We start from the raw sequence: 17,097 nt of genomic DNA on the forward strand, positions 1-17,097 counted from the left end.
GGTTCAGCTCCGTAGTTCGGTAATTTCATCATCGGTCAAATAGCGTATTGGGCGGTCGCCGAGGGTGAAAATCAGCCTGGCGGCATCTTCCATCTCTTCGGTATTATCCGCTGCCGCCCGCAGATCCTTGCCCGTAACCACCGGGCCGTGATTGGCCAGCAAAAAGGCGCGGTGGGTCGGTGCCAGTTTGGCCAGATCTTCCGCCAGCCGTAAATCACCCGGGCGGTAGTACGGCACCACCGGCACCTTGCCGACCCGCATCACCACATAAGGGGTGAAGGGTTTAATGGCATTCTCCACGTCCAACCCTTGCAGGCACGATAACGCGGTGAGGTAGGTACAGTGCAGGTGCACCACCGCTTTGCACTCTGGGTTATTCAGATACAGCGCGCGATGAAAGCTGATCTCTTTCGAGGGTTTGTCGCCGGACAGCCATTCGCCGTTCAGGCTGACTTTCGACAGCCGCTCGGCCTGCAGTTCGCCCAGGCAGGATCCGGTCGGGGTTGCCAGCAGCGTGCCGTCCGCCAGCAACAGCGAAAGGTTACCGGCAGAGCCCGTGGCGTAGCCGCGTTGGAAGAACGAAGCTCCGAGGCGCACCATCTCTTCGCGTGCCTGTTGTTCGGTCGTCATTGTCATAATGGGAATTCCGTTTGTGCCCGGGCGAAAAAGTTATCATCGCCAAAATTGCCCGATTTAAGGGCCAGTGAAACCGGTTGTTCGATGGCGCGAACCCAGGGTACGCCGGGAGAGATGCAGGGGCCTATGTGGAAGCCGCGAATGCCCAACGCCTGCGTCACTACGCCAGAGGTTTCGCCGCCGGCAACGATAAAGCGACGGTACCCTGATTGTTGGAGCTGTTTAACCACCCCGGCAAACAGTGACTCCACTGCCTGACTGGCTGCAGCCATGCCATATTGTTGCTGAACCTGCTGCAGTTTCTCCGGTTCGGCGGTGGCATACAGCAGCGGGGCCAGCGGGGCATTTTCCTGCCGCTGTATCCAGTCGGCCAGTTCTGTGACATAGGCCGCGCGGTCAGATTCGCTAAGGCAACGCGCCACGTCGATAGCCATGGCCGGGGCCTGTTGACGATATCGGGCGACCTGTCGATTGGTCATGACGGAGCAGGAGCCGGACAGGACCACCGCTTTCTCCCCCTGTGGGGCTCCCGCGGCCTGCGGACGACCTTGTCCCGGCTGAGCCCATTGCCGTGCGAGGCCGATGGCCAGTCCCGATCCGCCGGTCACCAGCTTCATATTTTTCAGCGCTTCGCCCTGGGTCAGCAAGTGCTGCTCATTGAGCGTATCCAGCACCGCATATCGCACGCCTTGCTGCGCCAGCTGTTGCAGCTTTTCCACCACCGCGCCGGCACCGCAATCCATATCTGCGGCCGTTACCAGTCCGCAGCGTCCCTGAGCCTGTGCTTCCATTAACCGCAGCAGGTTACTGTCGGTCATCGGCGTCACCGGGTGGTGGCGCATGCCGGACTCCGACAGCAGTTGATCCAACACAAACAGATAGCCCTGATACACCGTCCGGCCGTTGACCGGCAGCGCCGGGGAAATCACCGTTTGGCTTTCGCCCAGCGCATCAAGCAGCGCATCGGTCACCGGGCCGATGTTACCCTGCGCAGTGCTGTCGAAGGTTGAGCAATATTTGAAGTAAAATTGCCGACAGCCCTGGCGCTGCAGCCAGGCCAGCGCCTGCAAAGATTGTTCAACTGCCTGCGAAGCTGGGCAGGATCTTGATTTCAGGCTGATAACGACCGCTTGCGCTTCAATCGGTACTTCATCATGCGGTACGCCATTTAACTGCACCGTCGACAGGCCGTTTTCCACCAGAAAGCTGGCAATGTCGGTCGCGCCGGTAAAATCATCTGCAATTACGCCGAGCAGCATTATGCGTTCTCCTTCTTTTGCGGCAGGTCGATACCGGAGAAGATTTTGATCACTGCGCTGTCATCCTCTTTGCCGAAACCGGCATTGCTGGCGGCGGTAAACATATTAAAAGCGGTAGATGCCAGCGGCAGCGGGAAATGCAGTGCTTTGGCGGTATCCGCCACCAGCCCCAGATCCTTCACGAAGATATCCACCGCCGATTTGGGCGCATAGTCGCCGTCAACCACGTGACGCATACGGTTCTCGAACATCCAGGAATTGCCGGCCGCGTGGGTGACGACGTCGTACATGACATCCAGAGGAATACCGGCGCGGGCAGCCAGCGCCATGGCCTCGGCTCCGGCGGCGATGTGCACCCCGGCCAGCAATTGGTGGATGATTTTCACCGTGGCACCCAGGCCAATCTCTTCACCAATGCGATAGACCTTGCCGGCAATGGCGTCCAGCACCGGCTGCAATTGTTGGAATGTGGATTCTGCGCCGGATGCCATCACCGTCATTTGGCCTTCAGCCGCCTTGGCTGCGCCACCGGAAACCGGAGCGTCAAGCATGGTCAGGCCAAGCGCCAGCAGTTGTTGTTCTATCTGTCTGGCATCGGCAGCGGAGATGGTGGAAGAGACCATGACTGGCGTATTGGGCTTCAGTTTCGCCGCCAGGCCGTTTTCGCCGAACAGGATCTGCTTGACCTGAGCAGCGTTAACCACCAGCAGCAATAACGCATCTAACTCAGAGGCGAATCCATCTGCGCTGGTGGCAGCCTGTTTGGCCCCGGCCTGCTGCAATGTGGCCAGCGCCTGTGGGTTAAGATCGACACCATAAGTCGTTAGCCCGGCATTAATGCACGACTTCGCCGCCCCCATTCCCATGGAACCTAACCCTACGATGCAAACTGCAAAATCCCCTGGCTGTGTCATTTGGCACCTCGTGTTAATTTTAGTGATAATTTGTTTTGTTGTGTTAAATGTAAGCGCATTGATGCGCTGAGTCAGCGATCGATATCACAATTATTAACATTGAGAGAAGCCTTAATAGATGCGCTTAAAAAGGTTGATGTCGAGTTATCTCACTGTTTTAAAAATATTTAAAATAAGTCATCGATACCATGAGCGATCTCACGGCCTGTAAAATGGCTGCTTTCATCGAACGAAAATTGACGTAAAATCACAATTATTATCACTGCGGTAAAAAGAGAGGGAACCGTGATACCTGTAGAACGCCATCAGCAAATTTTAGCGCTGGTATCAGAACGCGGGGTGGTCAGTATTGCCGAATTGACCGAGCGGCTGGGAGTGTCGCATATGACGATTCGCCGCGATCTGCAAAAACTGGAGGAGCAGGGCGCGGTACTGGCAGTGTCAGGCGGGGTGCAATCTGCTGAACGGGTGGCGATTGAACCTTCTCATCAGGATAAGGAAGGGATGTACAGCCAACAGAAAGCGGCCATTGGTCAGTTGGCTGCCCGGCAGGTCCCGCCCAACAGCTGCATTTATCTGGATGCGGGCACCACTACGCTGGCATTGGCAAAGCACCTCAGTGAGCGCGAGGATCTGACGGTGGTCACCAATGATTTTGTGATTGCGGGCTACCTGATAGAACACAGCCAGTGCAAGATCATTCACACCGGCGGCACCGTCTGCCGCGAGAACCGTTCCTGCGTTGGTGAAGCGGCGGCTCAGGCGCTACGTGGGTTGTTTATCGACCTGGCGTTTATTTCCGCTTCATCATGGAGCATGCGCGGCCTGTCGACGCCCAATGAAGATAAGGTGATGGTGAAGAAAGCCATCGTTGACGCCAGTCGCCGCTGTATCCTGCTCAGCGATACCTCAAAATACGGTAAAATAGCCACCTATCTGGCGTTGCCGATTGCGGTATTTGACGCGATTATTACCGATGATAATCTGCCCGCCGCAGCGCGAGAGGCGATCCTGCAGGCGGATATCACGCTGATGACGACCGGGGAGAAAAGCTGAACATAGCCTCGTATTAACAGCGTCGGAATAAATGCACCAGCGGGGGTGAGCTCTGTGCGCAGCGCTACGCAGAAATTAAATGCCGCTGAACCAGTTATAGCCCTGATCTTCCCAGTAACCGCCGGGATTGGTATCGCTGACGAAAATGGCGGCGATATGTTTGGCGTTCTTGAAGCCCAGCTTGGTCGGCACCCGCAGCCGCAGCGGGTAACCGTAATCGGCCGGCAGCGCCTTGCCGCCGAAATCCAGCGCCAGAATGGTTTGTGGATGCAGTGCGGTGGCCATATCGATGCTGGAATAGTAACGATCCGCGCATTTGAATCCGACATAACGGGCGTTCAGATCCGCCCCGATGTGCTGCAGGAAATTGCGCAGCGGCACGCCACCCCATTGGCCAATGGCGCTCCAGCCCTCGATGCAGATTAACCGGGTTATCTGGCTTTGCTGCGGCAGGCGTTGCAGTTGCTCCAGCGTCCAGGGGGCCTTTTTTTCTACTTTACCGGAGACTTCCAGCCGGTAGCTGGCGAGATCCACTTCCGGAACGTTGTATTCCGGGTAATACGCGTTGAACGGGAACGGATGGGTAATCTGATCCGAACGGTAGGTCTGCGCCAGCTTTTGGCCGTTGAACAGCCAGGCTTGCACCCGATCGTTCCAGCGGGACATTGCCCACAGCACTTTATCCACCTGGTCACCGTCCTGTAGGTTGCAGCCGGTCAGCATGGCGACGCCACCCAGCGTCAGGCCGGAGCGAAGCATCAGGCGGCGCTGCAAATTAACCAGCTGTTTCTTTTGTGCCGGTTCCAGCCCCGGTGCCATGGGGCGTTGTTTTTTATCCGTCATGTTTGCCACCCGTTATCATTGCCCACAGCGTGCGCGGCACGATAATCACCATCAGCAGGTGAATCACCACAAATAAGCCAATGCCTGCCATGGCGAAAAAATGTACGTAACGCGCAATGTCAAAGCCGCCGAACAGGCTAACCAAACCTTGTAACTGCACCGGTTTCCAAATGGCTAGCCCGGAGAGCACCAGCAGCAGCCCCAGAAACAGTACGCCGAGGTACATCAGTTTTTGAATGGCGTTGTAATGACCATGCTGATGTTTGAGCCGCAGCGTCACGGCTTGCCAGATATCGCGCCGCAGCGCGCCGAGGCCAAGCGGCAGCAGATCGCGCCGCAAGTGGCCGCTGAACAGGCTCCACAAGACATAACACAGCGCGTTGCAGGCCAGCAGCCACATCACCGCCAGATGCCAACCGATCGCGCCGCCCAGCCAGCCGCCGAGCGTGACTTGCGGCGGAAAGCGGAAGCCGAACAGCGGCGAAGCGTTATAGATTTCCCAGCCGCTCATGAACATGCAGACCATGGCGAACAGGTTAATCCAATGGGTCAGGCGGACCGGCCAGCGATGCACCGGCCGCGGCGCGTTGCTTTTCATCATGCACTCCTGAATTACATCGGTGGAACGGTACCGTCTTTGCCGGCAGATATGCGGGTAGCGACGCGTTCGCCCTTATCGTCCGTGGCGGAGAACAACACGATATGCGCACCCGGTTTCAACAGGCTGCGGTCACCGGGATCCAGAGTGACGATCGGCACATCTTCCGGCACGTTAACGGTTTTCTGCTGGTTGCCGTAGGTCACGGTCAGGGTGCGGCCGTTGGACTTCACCAGTTTGCCCACGGTGCCGTTGGTCATGGTGTCGACCTTACCGTCGGCGGATTCCCAGGCCGAGTGGCCTTCGCCGGTGCCACGCAGGCTGGCTGCGAACACGTGCACTTCCAACGCTTTCAAAGAGCCGTCCGGCTGCGGTACGGCAGCGGTGCCGATAAAGCTGTCCGGCTTGATATCATCCAGCGTGCCCTTCGACACGCTCAGCACTCGGGTCTGGTCATTGAGCTTGACGCTGACCTTTTCCCCTTTGCGATCGGTGACCTGCAGGCTGGTGTCGCTCACCTGATCGATAACGCCACGCAGCGGGGCAATCACCTTGCCTGGGGTTTGCGCTGCGGCGGCCGCACCGCTGCACAGCATGAGAGTGGAAAGCAGTAAACCGGCAAAACGATGACGGGTAATCATAAGGTTCTCCTTTGTTTAGGTTGCCGGTTAAGCATGGTTGAACACCGGGGACAGCACCATGTCCGTTTGATGACATTAATGTCATCAAGAATGTCCGCCAGAACTGCTAGTATTTCCGCAAGAGTCATGAGGTGGCGATAATGCGAATACTGGTGGTTGAAGACGACATCAGCACGGGTGATTACCTGAAAAAGGGGCTGGGAGAGGCGGGGTACAGCGTCGATTTGGCACGTAACGGCACCGACGGCCTGTTTCGGGCACTGGAACACGGCTATGACGCTATCGTGCTGGACGTAATGTTGCCGGGGCTGGACGGCTGGCAGATTATTGAGGTACTGCGCAAGAAAAGTGATGTGCCCATTCTATTTCTGACCGCGCGAGATGGGGTGCAGGATCGCATTCATGGCCTCGAACTGGGTGCCGATGATTACCTGATTAAGCCCTTCTCCTTTACGGAACTGGTGTTGCGTCTGCGCACTTTGCTGCGGCGTGGCACGGTACGTGAAGCCGATCACTATGTGATAGCCGACCTGCAGCTCGACGTGCTGCGCCGTAAAGCGGTGCGGCAGGAGCAGGTGATCGCGCTGACCAATAAAGAATTTATGTTGTTGCACCTGTTGGTGCGACGTGAGGGGGAGGTGTTGTCACGCACCATGATCGCCTCCCAGGTTTGGGACATGAACTTTGACAGCGATACCAACGTGGTGGATGTCGCCATCAAGCGGCTGCGTGCCAAGATTGACCGGCCGTTCGAGGTCAAGCTGATCCACAGCGTGCGTGGTATCGGTTACGTTTGCGAACCGCGTTCATGAAGGCCGTGATCCAGCGTTGGCGCGTCTTGTCACTGACGTTGCGCAGCGCCATGCTGTTTGCGCTGGTGGCGGCTCTGGTGGTTAGCGGCGCGGGCGGCTACCTGTACGGTGCAATGCGTCAGGAGATGACTACCCGTAGCGATTTGCAGGTTACCGGCCGGGTGGAGTATTACCGCAATTTGCTGAGTCAGCGTTTTCCGTTGGAGCGTCTGACGGCGAATACCGGCCTGTTCGAAAATATGCTGGGTAACGAACAGGACGTGCTGATTTTTCAGCAGCCGGGGAAAAAACCGTTAATCAACGTGAATCCGGCGAGGTTGATCCTGCCACCGGTGAGCCCGACGCCGGTCGGCACGCCGCAGCGCTTGAGCGCGGTTCAAGGCGGAGTGACCGCTCAAGGAGTGCCATTGCGTGCCGCATCGGCACTGGTCAGGCTGGAGGACGGTAACCTGCTGCAAATCTCGGCTGCCCATGTGATGGTCAATGAGCAGAAGATGCTGGCGCGTTATCTCTGGCGGATCGTCGCCGCCGTCGCGGTGGCATTTATTCTGATTGCATTGCTGGGGTACTGGGTGATGCGCCGCGGACTGCAGCCACTGTGGCGAATGGCGGCGCAGGCGGCGGTGATCACCCCGAACACGCTGTCGACTCGCCTGAGCGAGCACGGGGTACCGAAGGAATTGCAGCAACTGACCCGTTCGTTCAACGCCATGTTGGATCGCCTGAATGAAGGTTATCTGCGCCTGACGCAATTCTCCGCCGATTTGGCCCATGAAATCCGCACGCCGGTAGGGGCACTGATGGGGCACTGTCAGGTAGCGCTGTATCAGGCGCGCAGTGTGGAAGAGTATGAAACCTTGTTGTCGAACAACATGGAGGAGCTGGAGCGTATTTCCCGTATGGTGGAAAATATTCTATTTCTGGCGCGCGCCGGCGAAGGGCAAGCGGTGTTGAACCCTCAGCGGCTTGATGTGGCACAAGAGCTGCAACGGGTGGCTGACTACTTCGAAGGTTTGGCGGAAGAACGCGGCATTACGTTGGTCTGCCAGGGAGAAGGGCAATGGATGGCGGATGCTATGCTGTTTCAGCGCGCATTGAGTAACCTGGTCTCCAACGCGGTACGCTATGCCGATGAAAACAGTCAGGTACAGCTGCAGGCTGTCAGTCAGGCCGATGGTGGGCTGGCGATACTGGTTATTAATCAGGGCCCGCCGATCTTCCCGGCGCATCTGAACAAGTTGTTCGACCGCTTCTATCGTGCCGATGCCGCCCGCAGTTCCGGCAGCCATGCCAGCGGACTGGGGCTGGCGATCGTCCGTGCGATCATGACACTGCATGGCGGCACAGCGCACGCCCATTGTGTTGTCGAGGAAAATACTGCTCGCATCACCTTCAGCCTGATATTCCCCGCGCAAGAATAGCCTATTTCCCACGTCGGATTTGATTGGCTGGGGCGGCCAAATCCGTTTATCCGGCCTGGTCGAAACTATTTACTTTCATTTACCGCTGGGCTAACCCAATCACCTCCGGATCAAAAGATTAATTCTGACCAGAATTAGGGCAATGTTGCGGCCTAGGCCCGGTTTTTTGGCGGCGACCCCTTTTGGCAAAATTCACCCTTCGTTACGTTGTTATTAAAATTGCTTGCATTAAAGGAATGACGAGAATTTTCAGCTTAAAGGCGGTAATTTACAAAACAAAAAACTAACTTTAAGATCTTTTACATATAAATATATCAATGATGTGGATGTTTGTATAATCTTTGGTTATGGCATATGAGAAAATTCTTATATCAAAAATGATAAGGTGAGAAATATTTACTTTGTGGCGTTAATTGATTTTCAGAAGGGTCAGTGGCTAAGGTTGGCTAATTAATCTGATTAAATATTGCTTAATATTCTATTAACATTTAACGCCGGCGATAAATAATCCTAGAGTGAAACCTGTGAAAAATGAAATATAGAATTAATGACCACATCATTTTTGACGTGGATACGGGAACCATGAGCCTGACAGAGTTTCCTGACGATCCCATCTCTATTTCCAATCCGTCGAAGCGGTTACTGCTGCTATTGATTACGCATCATGGCGAGCCAGTGGGGCGGGAGGTAATATTCAAGAAGGTTTGGGATGATTATGGCATGGTGTCAGGCAACAATAATCTTAACCAATGTGTGAGTAAATTACGTCGGGTTATTAAAAATCTGGGCATTGAGGACGAGGTGATTGTCACCGTCCCCAAGGTCGGTTTTATGCTGCGATATGAAATTATGGTGGAGTCTTGCGAAGGGCCGGAAGATCGCTTCGTAAATGGAGATATAAATTCCCCTCCACCGGCGCCGGTTCAAGCGGAAATCGCGCCTTCGTCAGGCTCTTCAGCCGCAGCCGAAGCGGTTTATACCGGGTATTCCCGGCGCTGGTGGGCGATAGTCAGCGTAGTGGCATTGGGGGTAATTATGCTGGCGGTTGGCATTACCACCTATCTCACCGGTTCGGTTTCCCGGCAAGAAATCTATCTGGGCAAAGTCAGCAGTTGTAAGGTGTTTATGTCGATGCCGGGCGCCTCAGCTGCCGTCAGTGCTGCTCTAAGTCGCGACATTCTGGCCTATGCGGGCCCGCAAACGGCAGAGTGCAGCGGTGACGAATTCCTGTTGGTAGTACGCAGCAATCAGGTACGTTCTTACATTTCGGGCATTTCCCGCCTGTTTTTTCTGCGCTGTCGCATTTTACGTGAACATCGGGTAGAGATTTGCTCTGGACTCGAAAGCGACAACGCCGCAATTCTTAATTAATCATCAATCGGTGTCAGGATGAACGCCACCCCGGGGGAAAGGAATATGCCACCAATCTTTATTGTCTTGATATTAAATACTTAATTTTCACCACATGGTTAATAATGCAGCATTTATTCGATGCAAGCCTTATATTTTGCTCGCCGGCGCTGCCTTGCATTTCCGCGCCAACCGCTTTTGTGATACCTAATTATGGTAATAGATTATGAAAAATATCTCTTTCAGGGAGGACATTCTCTTTTTCGAACCCAACCCCTGGGTGAGAAAAGGATTACGGGCACTTATTGGAACCGAACCCATACACTACCAATTTGTGCACAGCATCAGGGCAGTGGAGGCAGGGTTAAAGGAGAATGAGAAACAAATCCTCATAATGGAGCTGTATAATGAAAGTGAGAGTTTGTATGATGTATTACATTTCATCCTGACGATAAAGGATATTTGGCCCAAGACGCCACTGATCATATTTACTGAAGTGACCAATGCCAGCATATTGACCATTCTGGCTGCTCAAACGCATTTATCCCTGGTGGCCAAAGACGATCCCTTGGATTGCCTGTATCAGGCCATTGATGCTGTCGGCACGGGGGTAAGTTACCGTAGTCCCGCGATTCAGGAAGCGTTGATATCCACGGTAGAGCCCTTGTCCCGTAGCGAATGGCAAATATTGGCGATGATGATCGCCGGCGCCAATCCGCGACATATCGCCAGTATTACCCATCGCAGTTGTAAAACGGTCAGTAGCCATAAGCTGAATATCATGCGTAAGCTGAGGCTTAATCAAGCAGGGTTTATGCACCTGATTTTGGCATTCAGGACTCAACACCCGGCCTAAAAATTCGCCGTCGGTTGTAATGGCACACGCCGCGCCGGCGGTTTAATACTTTCTCGTTCCAAGCGCTTATCCCTTTATTTCCTGCCAGCCACCCAGATGAATTGATCTGCATCAAATTAAACATCCTACAAAAATAAACCTGTCGCCCTTATTTATGTGCTGACGCAATAGTGCGTTTTATATACCGTTAACGCGGTTTTAGAGGGGGTGAAAACAATAGGTGTTTTGTTCCCTGTAGCATCATTACATGGCCCTTTTAACTTACTGGCAGCAAAATAAACATTAAAGTAAGAATAAAAATCTAAATATTTGACCATTGGTAGTTAATGGTTCTTTTTTGATTTGATGCGGTTACTCTTTTCTCCGTCAAGCAGACTGGCTAAAAGCACTCATGCAAGTGACTGATTAAGGCACGTCAGGCTAATGGACGCACAATCATATTTAAAGTTGAAGGGAGTTTTACCATGAAGAAAATTACACTGGCTCTGGCAATCATTTCCGCCTTCGCTGCGGTCAGCACTGCTCAAGCCGCCGACGTTACCGCTCAGGCGCTGGCTACCTGGTCTGCTACCGCGAAGAAAGACACCACCAGCAAACTGGTTGTTACCCCAATCGGCAGCCTGTCTTTCAACTATGCGGAAGGCATCAAGGGTTTCAACAGCCAGAAAGGTCTGTTTGACGTGACCGTAGAAGGGGATGCCACTGCAACTGCCTTCAAACTGACTTCTAAACTGGTTTCAAACACCCTGACTCAGTTGGATACCTCTGGCTCAACTCTGAATGTCGGCGTGAACTACAACGGCGCAGCGGTAGAGAAAACGGCGGAAACCACCATGATCGACACCTCTGCCGGCATTTTGGGTGGCAACCTGAGTGCGTTATCCAACGCTTACAATCAGGCTGTCCGCACCAGCGCACAAGATCAGTTTACTTTCACCATTATTGGCGCCACCTCTGACGGTACCACTGCGGTCACCGACTTCAGCACCCTGCCGGAAGGTATCTGGAGCGGTGATGTGAGCGTGGAATTCAACGCCACCTGGACTGCGTAATCCCCGAGTTGCTGGTTTAGAGCAGGGGGCAATCCCCTGCTTATTCCACCCCGCTGAAGAACGTCACTGGAATACCGTTATGAAACGACTCTCTCTCGCCGCCTGCCTGTTGCTATCGCTGTCTCAACCTGTTTTCGCGCTCGACGTCGGTGAGATCAGCTCGTTCATGCACAGCGATAGCGCGCGTCTGAGTAAAGAAATCAAGAACACCACCGACAGCGGTCGTCTGGTGAATATCAAGATCGAGCGAATTTCCAGCCCGCTGGAGTCCGGCACGGTGCTCCCGATGGGCAGTAAAGATGAAATGTTACTGTCGCCGGCCAGCCTGATATTGCCGGCCAACGCCAGCGACGTGATCCGTTTCTATTACAAAGGCCCCAGCGACAACCAGGAACGGTATTACCGCATTGTCTGGTTCGATCAGGCGTTGAGCGATGTGGGGAAAAACTCGGCTAAACGCAACGCGGTTGCCACCACATCGGCACGTATCGGCACCATTTTGGTGGTGGCGCCACGGCAGGACCAATTCGACTATCAGTTTGCCGACGGCCAGATCAAAAACACCGGCAACGCCACCTTTAAGGTGGTGGCCTATGGTAATTGCCGCGACAAGAAAGAGGGGAATGACTGCAAGGAAAACTATTTCGTCATGCCGGGCAAGGCTCGAGCTTTCAGCAAGGTGGACGTCAGCGACAAGAAGGGTCGCGTTGCGCTGTGGCATGGCGACCAGTTTATCCCGGTGAAATAACGGACTGCGTAACCCACGGCAAAGCCTATACGGAATGGAACTCATAACAAGAATTCAAGGAGTGGATGTGAAAGGTGCGCTGGATGATGTGTTGTTGAAAACCCTGCTTGCCGCCGGCGCGCTTGTGCTTCCTGCCGTGCTGTTGCCGGGTCAGACGACGATGGCTGCCGGACTGACCCAGATTGATGGCGTCTTGATCCCCCAGACCTTCAGCTTGGCGTTGCGTGAAGGCATGAGCATCCCCTTGCTGTTGCACTTTGAAAAAAACAGCGGTGTAAAAGACGACCGCCGTATTGGCCATGCCTTTTTGTACCTCGAAAACGACCAACTAAAAATTCGCCAAATTACCCTGGAAGAGGGTGACGAGGGGACACCGCTGACTGCGGAAACCATCAAACAGCTGCAGGCGCTGCAGGAGGCCGCATTTGATCGGCAGCAGCGTATTGCGCTGGCGCCCGACGCCTGGCTGGCGCTGGATTTCCGCCAGCTCAATTTACAGCTGGTGGTGAAAGCGTCCGCGATGGGAACCCTGCTCCGCGCGCGCTCCAGCGACATTGGCGCGTCGAGCGTCAATGCCGTCAGCAGCACGCTGGACTATAACCTTGGTATTTACGATAACCGCACCCGTGCCAGCGAGGGCAACACTTCCAGTTACCTGTCACTCAACAGCGTTACCGCTCTGCGCGAGCACCACATGGAAGTGAACGGTTCGATTTACGGCATCGGCAGCGGCGACGAAAACGCTACGCTGTATAAGGCGATGTACGAGCGCGATTTTGCCGGCCGCCGCTTTGCCGCCGGTATGCTCGACAGCTGGAACCTGCAGTCGCTGGGACCGGTCACCACCATCAACTCCAGCAAGATCTACGGCCTGTCCTACGGTAACCGTGCCAACTCTACCGTTTTTGATAACAGCCAGTCGCTGACGCCGATCGTGGCATTTTTTCCATCGGCGGGGGAAGTGCACTTGTCGCGTGAAGGGCGGCTGCTCAGCGTACAAAATTTTGCCATGGGTAACCATGAAGTGGATACCGGTAACTTGCCTTACGGCATTTATGACGTCGAAGTCGAAGTGGTGGTCAACGGCAAGGTGGTAGATAAGCGCATGCAGCGGGTGAACAAACTGTTCAGCCCCAATCGTGGTGCCAATGCGCCGCTGGCCTGGCAGTTTTGGGGCGGAATGATCCGTATGGACGACTGGCGCGGTGATAACCAACGTCAGCGACCGGCGAAAGATTCTTATCTGCTGGGTGCCTCTGCTACCGGCAACGTAAACAGGCTCAACTGGGCGCTGTCCGGCTATTCGTTTGACAGCAACGCGGTCGGTGAAAGCCGCATCAGCGTACCGCTCACCGAGTCGATTCAGTTCAACCTGCAGAACATGGCGGCCTCCGACAGCTCATGGAGCCTGGTTAACAGCGTCAGCGCAGCTCTGCCTGGCGGTTTCAGCAGTGTGTGGATCAATCAGGAAAAAACCTCGATTGGCGACAAACTGCTGCAAAACGATGCATATAACCGTGCCATCGGCGGCACGATGAATTTTGGTGCGCTATGGTCGCCGTTGGGTAGCCTGAGTCTCAGCTACAACGACGATAAGAAGAACAACAGTCATTACTATAACGCCGATTATTATCAAAATGTGTTTACCGGCCGCTTTGGTACGCTGGGCGTACGCGCTGGCATACAGCGCTATAACAACGGTGGCTACAGCGCAAATACCGGTAAATATATTGCGCTGGACTTCTCTTTGCCGATGGGCAATTGGCTTAGCGCAGGAGTTTCCAATCAAAACGGCTATACCACGGCTAACCTGGCGGCGCGCAAGGATATTCAAAACGGGCCGATCCGCACCCTCGGCGCCAACCTGTCGCGGGCGATATCCGGCGACACCAACGGCGATAACAGCCTTAACGGCGGTGCATACGCGCGCTTTGATACCAAATATTCCGCCGGTACGGTCAACGTCAGCAGCTCCGCCGACGGTTACGTCAACTCAAGCCTGTCCGCCAGCGGCAGCGTGGGTTGGCAGGGGCGTGATATTGCGGTCAGCGGCAGAAGCGAAGGCAATGCAGGCATCATCTTTAATACCGGTATTGAAAACGACGGCATGCTGACCGCCCGGGTCGACGGACGGACGGTCAAGCTGACCGGCAATAAAAACTATGTGCCGTTGTCGCCGTACGGTCAGTACGAAGTGGAGTTGATGAACAATAAAAACTCGGCGGAAAGCTTCGATATCGTCACCAAACGCAAGAGCAAGCTGACGCTGTATCCGGGTAACGTGGCGGTGATCACGCCAGAAATTAAACAGATGGTGACGGTGTTCGGTCGCATCAAGGCTGAAGACGGCACGCTGCTGGCCAACGCCTATATCAAAAACCATATCGGGCGCACCCGCACCGATGACAAAGGCGAATTCATTATGGATGTCGATAAGAAATTCCCGGTTATCGACTTTACGCATAGCGGTAACCAGAGCTGCGAAGTGGATCTGGATCTGAGCAAGGCTCAGGGCGCCGTGTGGGTCGGTGACGTGGTCTGTACCGGGCTGAAAACCTATGCCGGCAACAATATGCAGGCAGGAGATACGATCAATGAAGGCTAAAACTGCGCTGCTGCTTATGCTGTGGGTAGCCCTGCCGTTGCGTGCGGCGGTTACCGTTAACAACTGGCCAAACGCCGCGACCGTGAAGTTCGTGTTCGTTGAAAACAACGCCGACGACAACTTTTTCGTTACGCCGTCCGGGGTGCTGGATCCGCGCATGACCGGTGCGAATAAATGGACCGGCCTGAAATACGGCGGCTCCGGCACCATTTATCAGCAGAGCCTGGGCTATGTGGACAATGGTTATAACACCGGCCTGTCAGCGAACAACCGCTTTGACATGTGGCTGGAAAATGCCCCGATAAAAAATCCGTTCCTCGGCCTGCGCTGCATTAACTGGTATGCGGGCTGTAATATGGACACCAGCCTGATCCTACCGCAAAGCACCGATGAAAAAGGGTTTTATGGTGCGGTGGTGACGCCGGGCGGCGCAAAATGGATGCACGGCATGATGTCGCCGAGTTTCTACCAATATTTGCAGCAGATGGCCCCCGGCGATGCATTCAGCATGCAGATTAACAGCTGCCAGACCTCGGCCACTTATGATGCCGGCGCTGGGGGACGGTGCCAGAACCAGGCCAGCGGTAATTGGTACAAACGCACCGTGACCCACAGCAAGGCCGCGCATCTGCGCTTTATCAACACCAACGCGGTATCGGAAGTGTTTGTTAACAGCGACGGCGTGCCGATCATCGGTGAGGGGAATGCCGACTGTAAAAACCAGACTATCGGTGCGCGCGCCGGCATCATGTGCAAAATGGTCAGCTACGATCTGCAGACCGATGGCAGCGTCAGCAATACCTCAATTCACGTGTTCCCGGCCATTAACCATGCGGCGCTGTCCTCGGCGGTCAACGCCGCCGACCTGCAGTTCAGTCTGAACGGCAACACCTGGAAAAACACTTCCGGTACCGGCAGCTATTACACCTTTAACGAGCTGAAAAGCAGCAATGCCATCTACGTCTTTTTCGCCAGCAACTTCTTTAAGCAGATGGTGAAGCTGGGGATCTCCGACAGTGGCACTCGCGACCTGATTAACTTCCGCTTCCAGAACACCACGTCGCCGGAGTCCGGCTGGTATGAGTTTTCCACCTCAAACCAGCTGATTATTAAACCGCGCGATTTCAGCATTAGCATTATTTCTGACGACTATGACAATACCCCTCATCGTGAAGGTTACGTTGGACCGGGTGAGCCACCACTGGAGTTTACTTATATTGTTACCACCAGTGGTAAAACCGCTGCCGATGAGGTGAGAGTCATGGCCACCGGCCCGACACAGGCCCTCAGCGGCAGAAGCTACTGCATTTTTTCCTCGGCGGATAACAGCACCAAAGTACCGTTCCCGGCGACGCTGAGCATCACTACCAGCACCAACGGGCAGCAGGATTATGACGCCGGCTGCGACGGGCAGTGGCATGACATGACGAATGCGTTATGGAGCAGTACGCCGTGGAATGACATTTCCGGCGAGGTAGGGGTGTTAAACAAAACACGGGTGAAATTCAGTATCCCGATGAATAACCCGATTTCACTGAGGACGATTGAAGGTAATGGTTGGTACGGCGACGTTAGCGCCGCCGGGGAGATCCATGTTGAAGCCACCTGGCGCAACATTAACTAGGGGAAAGGCTGTGAGAAGCTTGCTGCTCGGGCTATTGTGCCTGCCATTTTATGCCAGCGCGATTAACGTTGGCACCCTGACGTTCGCCATGGATCAGGACCAATCCTTCACCGCCAAGCGGGTGCTGAACAATAACCGCAGCGCGCGTATTTATCAGGTGACGCTGCGAGCCATTGATCGACCGGGTGATAGCGAAACGCGGAGCAAACCGGCCGATGGCGAACTGCTGTTTGCCCCTCGTCAACTCCAACTGCAGGCGGGACAGAGCGAATATTACAAGTTCTTTTACCGCGGGCCGCAGGATAACCGCGAACGCTATTACCGGGTATCGTTCCGAGAAATTCCGACCCGCTTATTCGATCCCGCAGGGCAAAAGGCGACTGGCGTGACGCTGGAGCCAATCGTGGTAATGGACACCATTTTGGTGGTGCGGCCACGTCAGACCAATTTTGCCTATCGGCTCGATTCACAGCGCGGCACCGTCACCAATACCGGCAACACCTACTTCAAGCTGTTGATCAAGCCCGGTTGCGACAGTACCGACGAAGAAGGGGTAACCGAATACCTGCGTCCTGGCGATACTTTGACTCATGCCGGTATTCGCCAGAAAGGGCAGAAATTTATTATCTATAACGACAAATTTATCAGCATCGATAAAAGCTGCCTCAACGAATAATAACGC

The 17,097-nt window shown here is 54.6% G+C and carries 16 protein-coding genes; 10 read left to right on the top strand and 6 right to left on the bottom strand.

All coding sequences use genetic code 11. From position 1 onward, the window contains the following. Positions 1-3: 3 nt before the first annotated feature. The 3 genes from AAZT04_RS03410 to ltnD are packed head-to-tail and all read right to left on the bottom strand — an operon-like array spanning position 4 to position 2,809. Positions 4-636: an aldolase gene (locus tag AAZT04_RS03410; RefSeq protein ID WP_122077830.1), complete on the bottom strand. Its 633-nt coding sequence runs from the start codon at positions 634-636 to the stop codon at positions 4-6. After that, positions 633-1,895 carry a 3-oxo-tetronate kinase gene (gene otnK, locus AAZT04_RS03415; RefSeq protein WP_427691032.1) on the bottom strand — a complete coding sequence of 421 codons (1,263 nt, stop codon included), beginning with the start codon at positions 1,893-1,895 and terminating at the stop codon, positions 633-635. Before otnK ends, AAZT04_RS03410 begins: the two co-directional genes overlap by 4 nt. Further along, positions 1,895-2,809, bottom strand: a complete 915-nt coding sequence (gene ltnD, locus AAZT04_RS03420) for an L-threonate dehydrogenase (protein ID WP_115059444.1) — start codon at positions 2,807-2,809, stop codon at positions 1,895-1,897. Before ltnD ends, otnK begins: the two co-directional genes overlap by 1 nt. A 285-nt stretch (positions 2,810-3,094) precedes the next feature. On the opposite strand from ltnD, the gene ygbI reads away from it, so the two are divergent. Next, on the top strand, positions 3,095-3,865 hold the full coding sequence (gene ygbI / locus AAZT04_RS03425) for a DNA-binding transcriptional repressor YgbI (RefSeq protein WP_020825931.1): 771 nt from the start codon (positions 3,095-3,097) through the stop codon (positions 3,863-3,865). 75 nt (positions 3,866-3,940) lie between these two features. Here ygbI and AAZT04_RS03430 read toward each other — a convergent pair whose 3' ends face one another. Genes AAZT04_RS03430 through AAZT04_RS03440 form a run of 3 tightly spaced genes read right to left on the bottom strand, consistent with a single transcriptional unit; the run spans position 3,941 to position 5,947 of the window. Beyond that, entirely contained in the window at positions 3,941-4,708 is a 768-nt protein-coding gene (locus AAZT04_RS03430) for a molybdopterin-dependent oxidoreductase (protein WP_020825932.1), read from the bottom strand. Beyond that, the gene (locus tag AAZT04_RS03435; protein ID WP_048761578.1) at positions 4,698-5,306 is read right to left on the bottom strand and encodes a cytochrome b/b6 domain-containing protein; all 609 of its coding nucleotides are present in this window, start codon (positions 5,304-5,306) and stop codon (positions 4,698-4,700) included. Before AAZT04_RS03435 ends, AAZT04_RS03430 begins: the two co-directional genes overlap by 11 nt. Before the next feature lie 14 nt (positions 5,307-5,320). After that, positions 5,321-5,947 carry a hypothetical protein gene (locus AAZT04_RS03440; protein WP_046374110.1) on the bottom strand — a complete coding sequence of 209 codons (627 nt, stop codon included), beginning with the start codon at positions 5,945-5,947 and terminating at the stop codon, positions 5,321-5,323. A gap of 140 nt (positions 5,948-6,087) precedes the next feature. Between AAZT04_RS03440 and AAZT04_RS03445 the strand changes: the two genes are divergently transcribed. From AAZT04_RS03445 to AAZT04_RS03485, 9 genes are all read left to right on the top strand, one after another. Continuing rightward, the gene (locus tag AAZT04_RS03445; protein WP_020825935.1) at positions 6,088-6,759 is read left to right on the top strand and encodes a heavy metal response regulator transcription factor; all 672 of its coding nucleotides are present in this window, start codon (positions 6,088-6,090) and stop codon (positions 6,757-6,759) included. Continuing rightward, positions 6,756-8,180 carry a heavy metal sensor histidine kinase gene (locus tag AAZT04_RS03450; RefSeq protein WP_115059443.1) on the top strand — a complete coding sequence of 475 codons (1,425 nt, stop codon included), beginning with the start codon at positions 6,756-6,758 and terminating at the stop codon, positions 8,178-8,180. Before AAZT04_RS03445 ends, AAZT04_RS03450 begins: the two co-directional genes overlap by 4 nt. 531 nt (positions 8,181-8,711) lie before the next feature. Continuing rightward, positions 8,712-9,551 (top strand): winged helix-turn-helix domain-containing protein, encoded by an 840-nt coding sequence (locus tag AAZT04_RS03455; RefSeq protein ID WP_046374108.1) that lies wholly within the window; start codon positions 8,712-8,714, stop codon positions 9,549-9,551. Positions 9,552-9,756: 205 nt separating this feature from the next. Continuing rightward, positions 9,757-10,386 carry a LuxR C-terminal-related transcriptional regulator gene (locus AAZT04_RS03460; protein WP_261138507.1) on the top strand — a complete coding sequence of 210 codons (630 nt, stop codon included), beginning with the start codon at positions 9,757-9,759 and terminating at the stop codon, positions 10,384-10,386. 464 nt (positions 10,387-10,850) lie between these two features. Further along, positions 10,851-11,438, top strand: a complete 588-nt coding sequence (gene ecpA, locus AAZT04_RS03465; RefSeq protein ID WP_020825939.1) for a common pilus major fimbrillin subunit EcpA — start codon at positions 10,851-10,853, stop codon at positions 11,436-11,438. A 79-nt stretch (positions 11,439-11,517) separates the two neighbouring features. Then, positions 11,518-12,186 (top strand): hypothetical protein, encoded by a 669-nt coding sequence (locus AAZT04_RS03470; RefSeq protein ID WP_020825940.1) that lies wholly within the window; start codon positions 11,518-11,520, stop codon positions 12,184-12,186. A gap of 79 nt (positions 12,187-12,265) precedes the next feature. Then, positions 12,266-14,791 (top strand): CS1-pili formation C-terminal domain-containing protein, encoded by a 2,526-nt coding sequence (locus AAZT04_RS03475; protein WP_314725651.1) that lies wholly within the window; start codon positions 12,266-12,268, stop codon positions 14,789-14,791. Then, positions 14,781-16,415: a fimbrial adhesin EcpD gene (gene ecpD, locus AAZT04_RS03480; RefSeq protein WP_434678970.1), complete on the top strand. Its 1,635-nt coding sequence runs from the start codon at positions 14,781-14,783 to the stop codon at positions 16,413-16,415. The genes AAZT04_RS03475 and ecpD overlap by 11 nt, the downstream gene beginning before the upstream one ends. Then, positions 16,384-17,091, top strand: a complete 708-nt coding sequence (locus tag AAZT04_RS03485; protein WP_048761595.1) for a fimbria/pilus periplasmic chaperone — start codon at positions 16,384-16,386, stop codon at positions 17,089-17,091. Before ecpD ends, AAZT04_RS03485 begins: the two co-directional genes overlap by 32 nt. The last annotated feature ends 6 nt before the right edge of the window (positions 17,092-17,097 follow it).

Origin of the sequence: Serratia sp. Je.1.23.a (assembly GCF_051129805.1) — a bacterium.
GTDB classification, from domain to species: domain Bacteria; phylum Pseudomonadota; class Gammaproteobacteria; order Enterobacterales; family Enterobacteriaceae; genus Serratia; species Serratia liquefaciens.

Coding starts and splice junctions, on each gene's coding strand:
- AAZT04_RS03410 (WP_122077830.1), bottom strand. CDS start 636: ATGACAATGACGACCGAACAACAGGCACGCGAAGAGATGGTGCGCCTC.
- otnK (WP_427691032.1), bottom strand. CDS start 1,895: ATGCTGCTCGGCGTAATTGCAGATGATTTTACCGGCGCGACCGACATT.
- ltnD (WP_115059444.1), bottom strand. CDS start 2,809: ATGACACAGCCAGGGGATTTTGCAGTTTGCATCGTAGGGTTAGGTTCC.
- AAZT04_RS03430 (WP_020825932.1), bottom strand. CDS start 4,708: ATGACGGATAAAAAACAACGCCCCATGGCACCGGGGCTGGAACCGGCA.
- AAZT04_RS03435 (WP_048761578.1), bottom strand. CDS start 5,306: ATGAAAAGCAACGCGCCGCGGCCGGTGCATCGCTGGCCGGTCCGCCTG.
- AAZT04_RS03440 (WP_046374110.1), bottom strand. CDS start 5,947: ATGATTACCCGTCATCGTTTTGCCGGTTTACTGCTTTCCACTCTCATG.
- AAZT04_RS03445 (WP_020825935.1), top strand. CDS start 6,088: ATGCGAATACTGGTGGTTGAAGACGACATCAGCACGGGTGATTACCTG.
- AAZT04_RS03450 (WP_115059443.1), top strand. CDS start 6,756: ATGAAGGCCGTGATCCAGCGTTGGCGCGTCTTGTCACTGACGTTGCGC.
- AAZT04_RS03455 (WP_046374108.1), top strand. CDS start 8,712: ATGAAATATAGAATTAATGACCACATCATTTTTGACGTGGATACGGGA.
- AAZT04_RS03460 (WP_261138507.1), top strand. CDS start 9,757: ATGAAAAATATCTCTTTCAGGGAGGACATTCTCTTTTTCGAACCCAAC.
- ecpA (WP_020825939.1), top strand. CDS start 10,851: ATGAAGAAAATTACACTGGCTCTGGCAATCATTTCCGCCTTCGCTGCG.
- AAZT04_RS03470 (WP_020825940.1), top strand. CDS start 11,518: ATGAAACGACTCTCTCTCGCCGCCTGCCTGTTGCTATCGCTGTCTCAA.
- ecpD (WP_434678970.1), top strand. CDS start 14,781: ATGAAGGCTAAAACTGCGCTGCTGCTTATGCTGTGGGTAGCCCTGCCG.
- AAZT04_RS03485 (WP_048761595.1), top strand. CDS start 16,384: ATGTTGAAGCCACCTGGCGCAACATTAACTAGGGGAAAGGCTGTGAGA.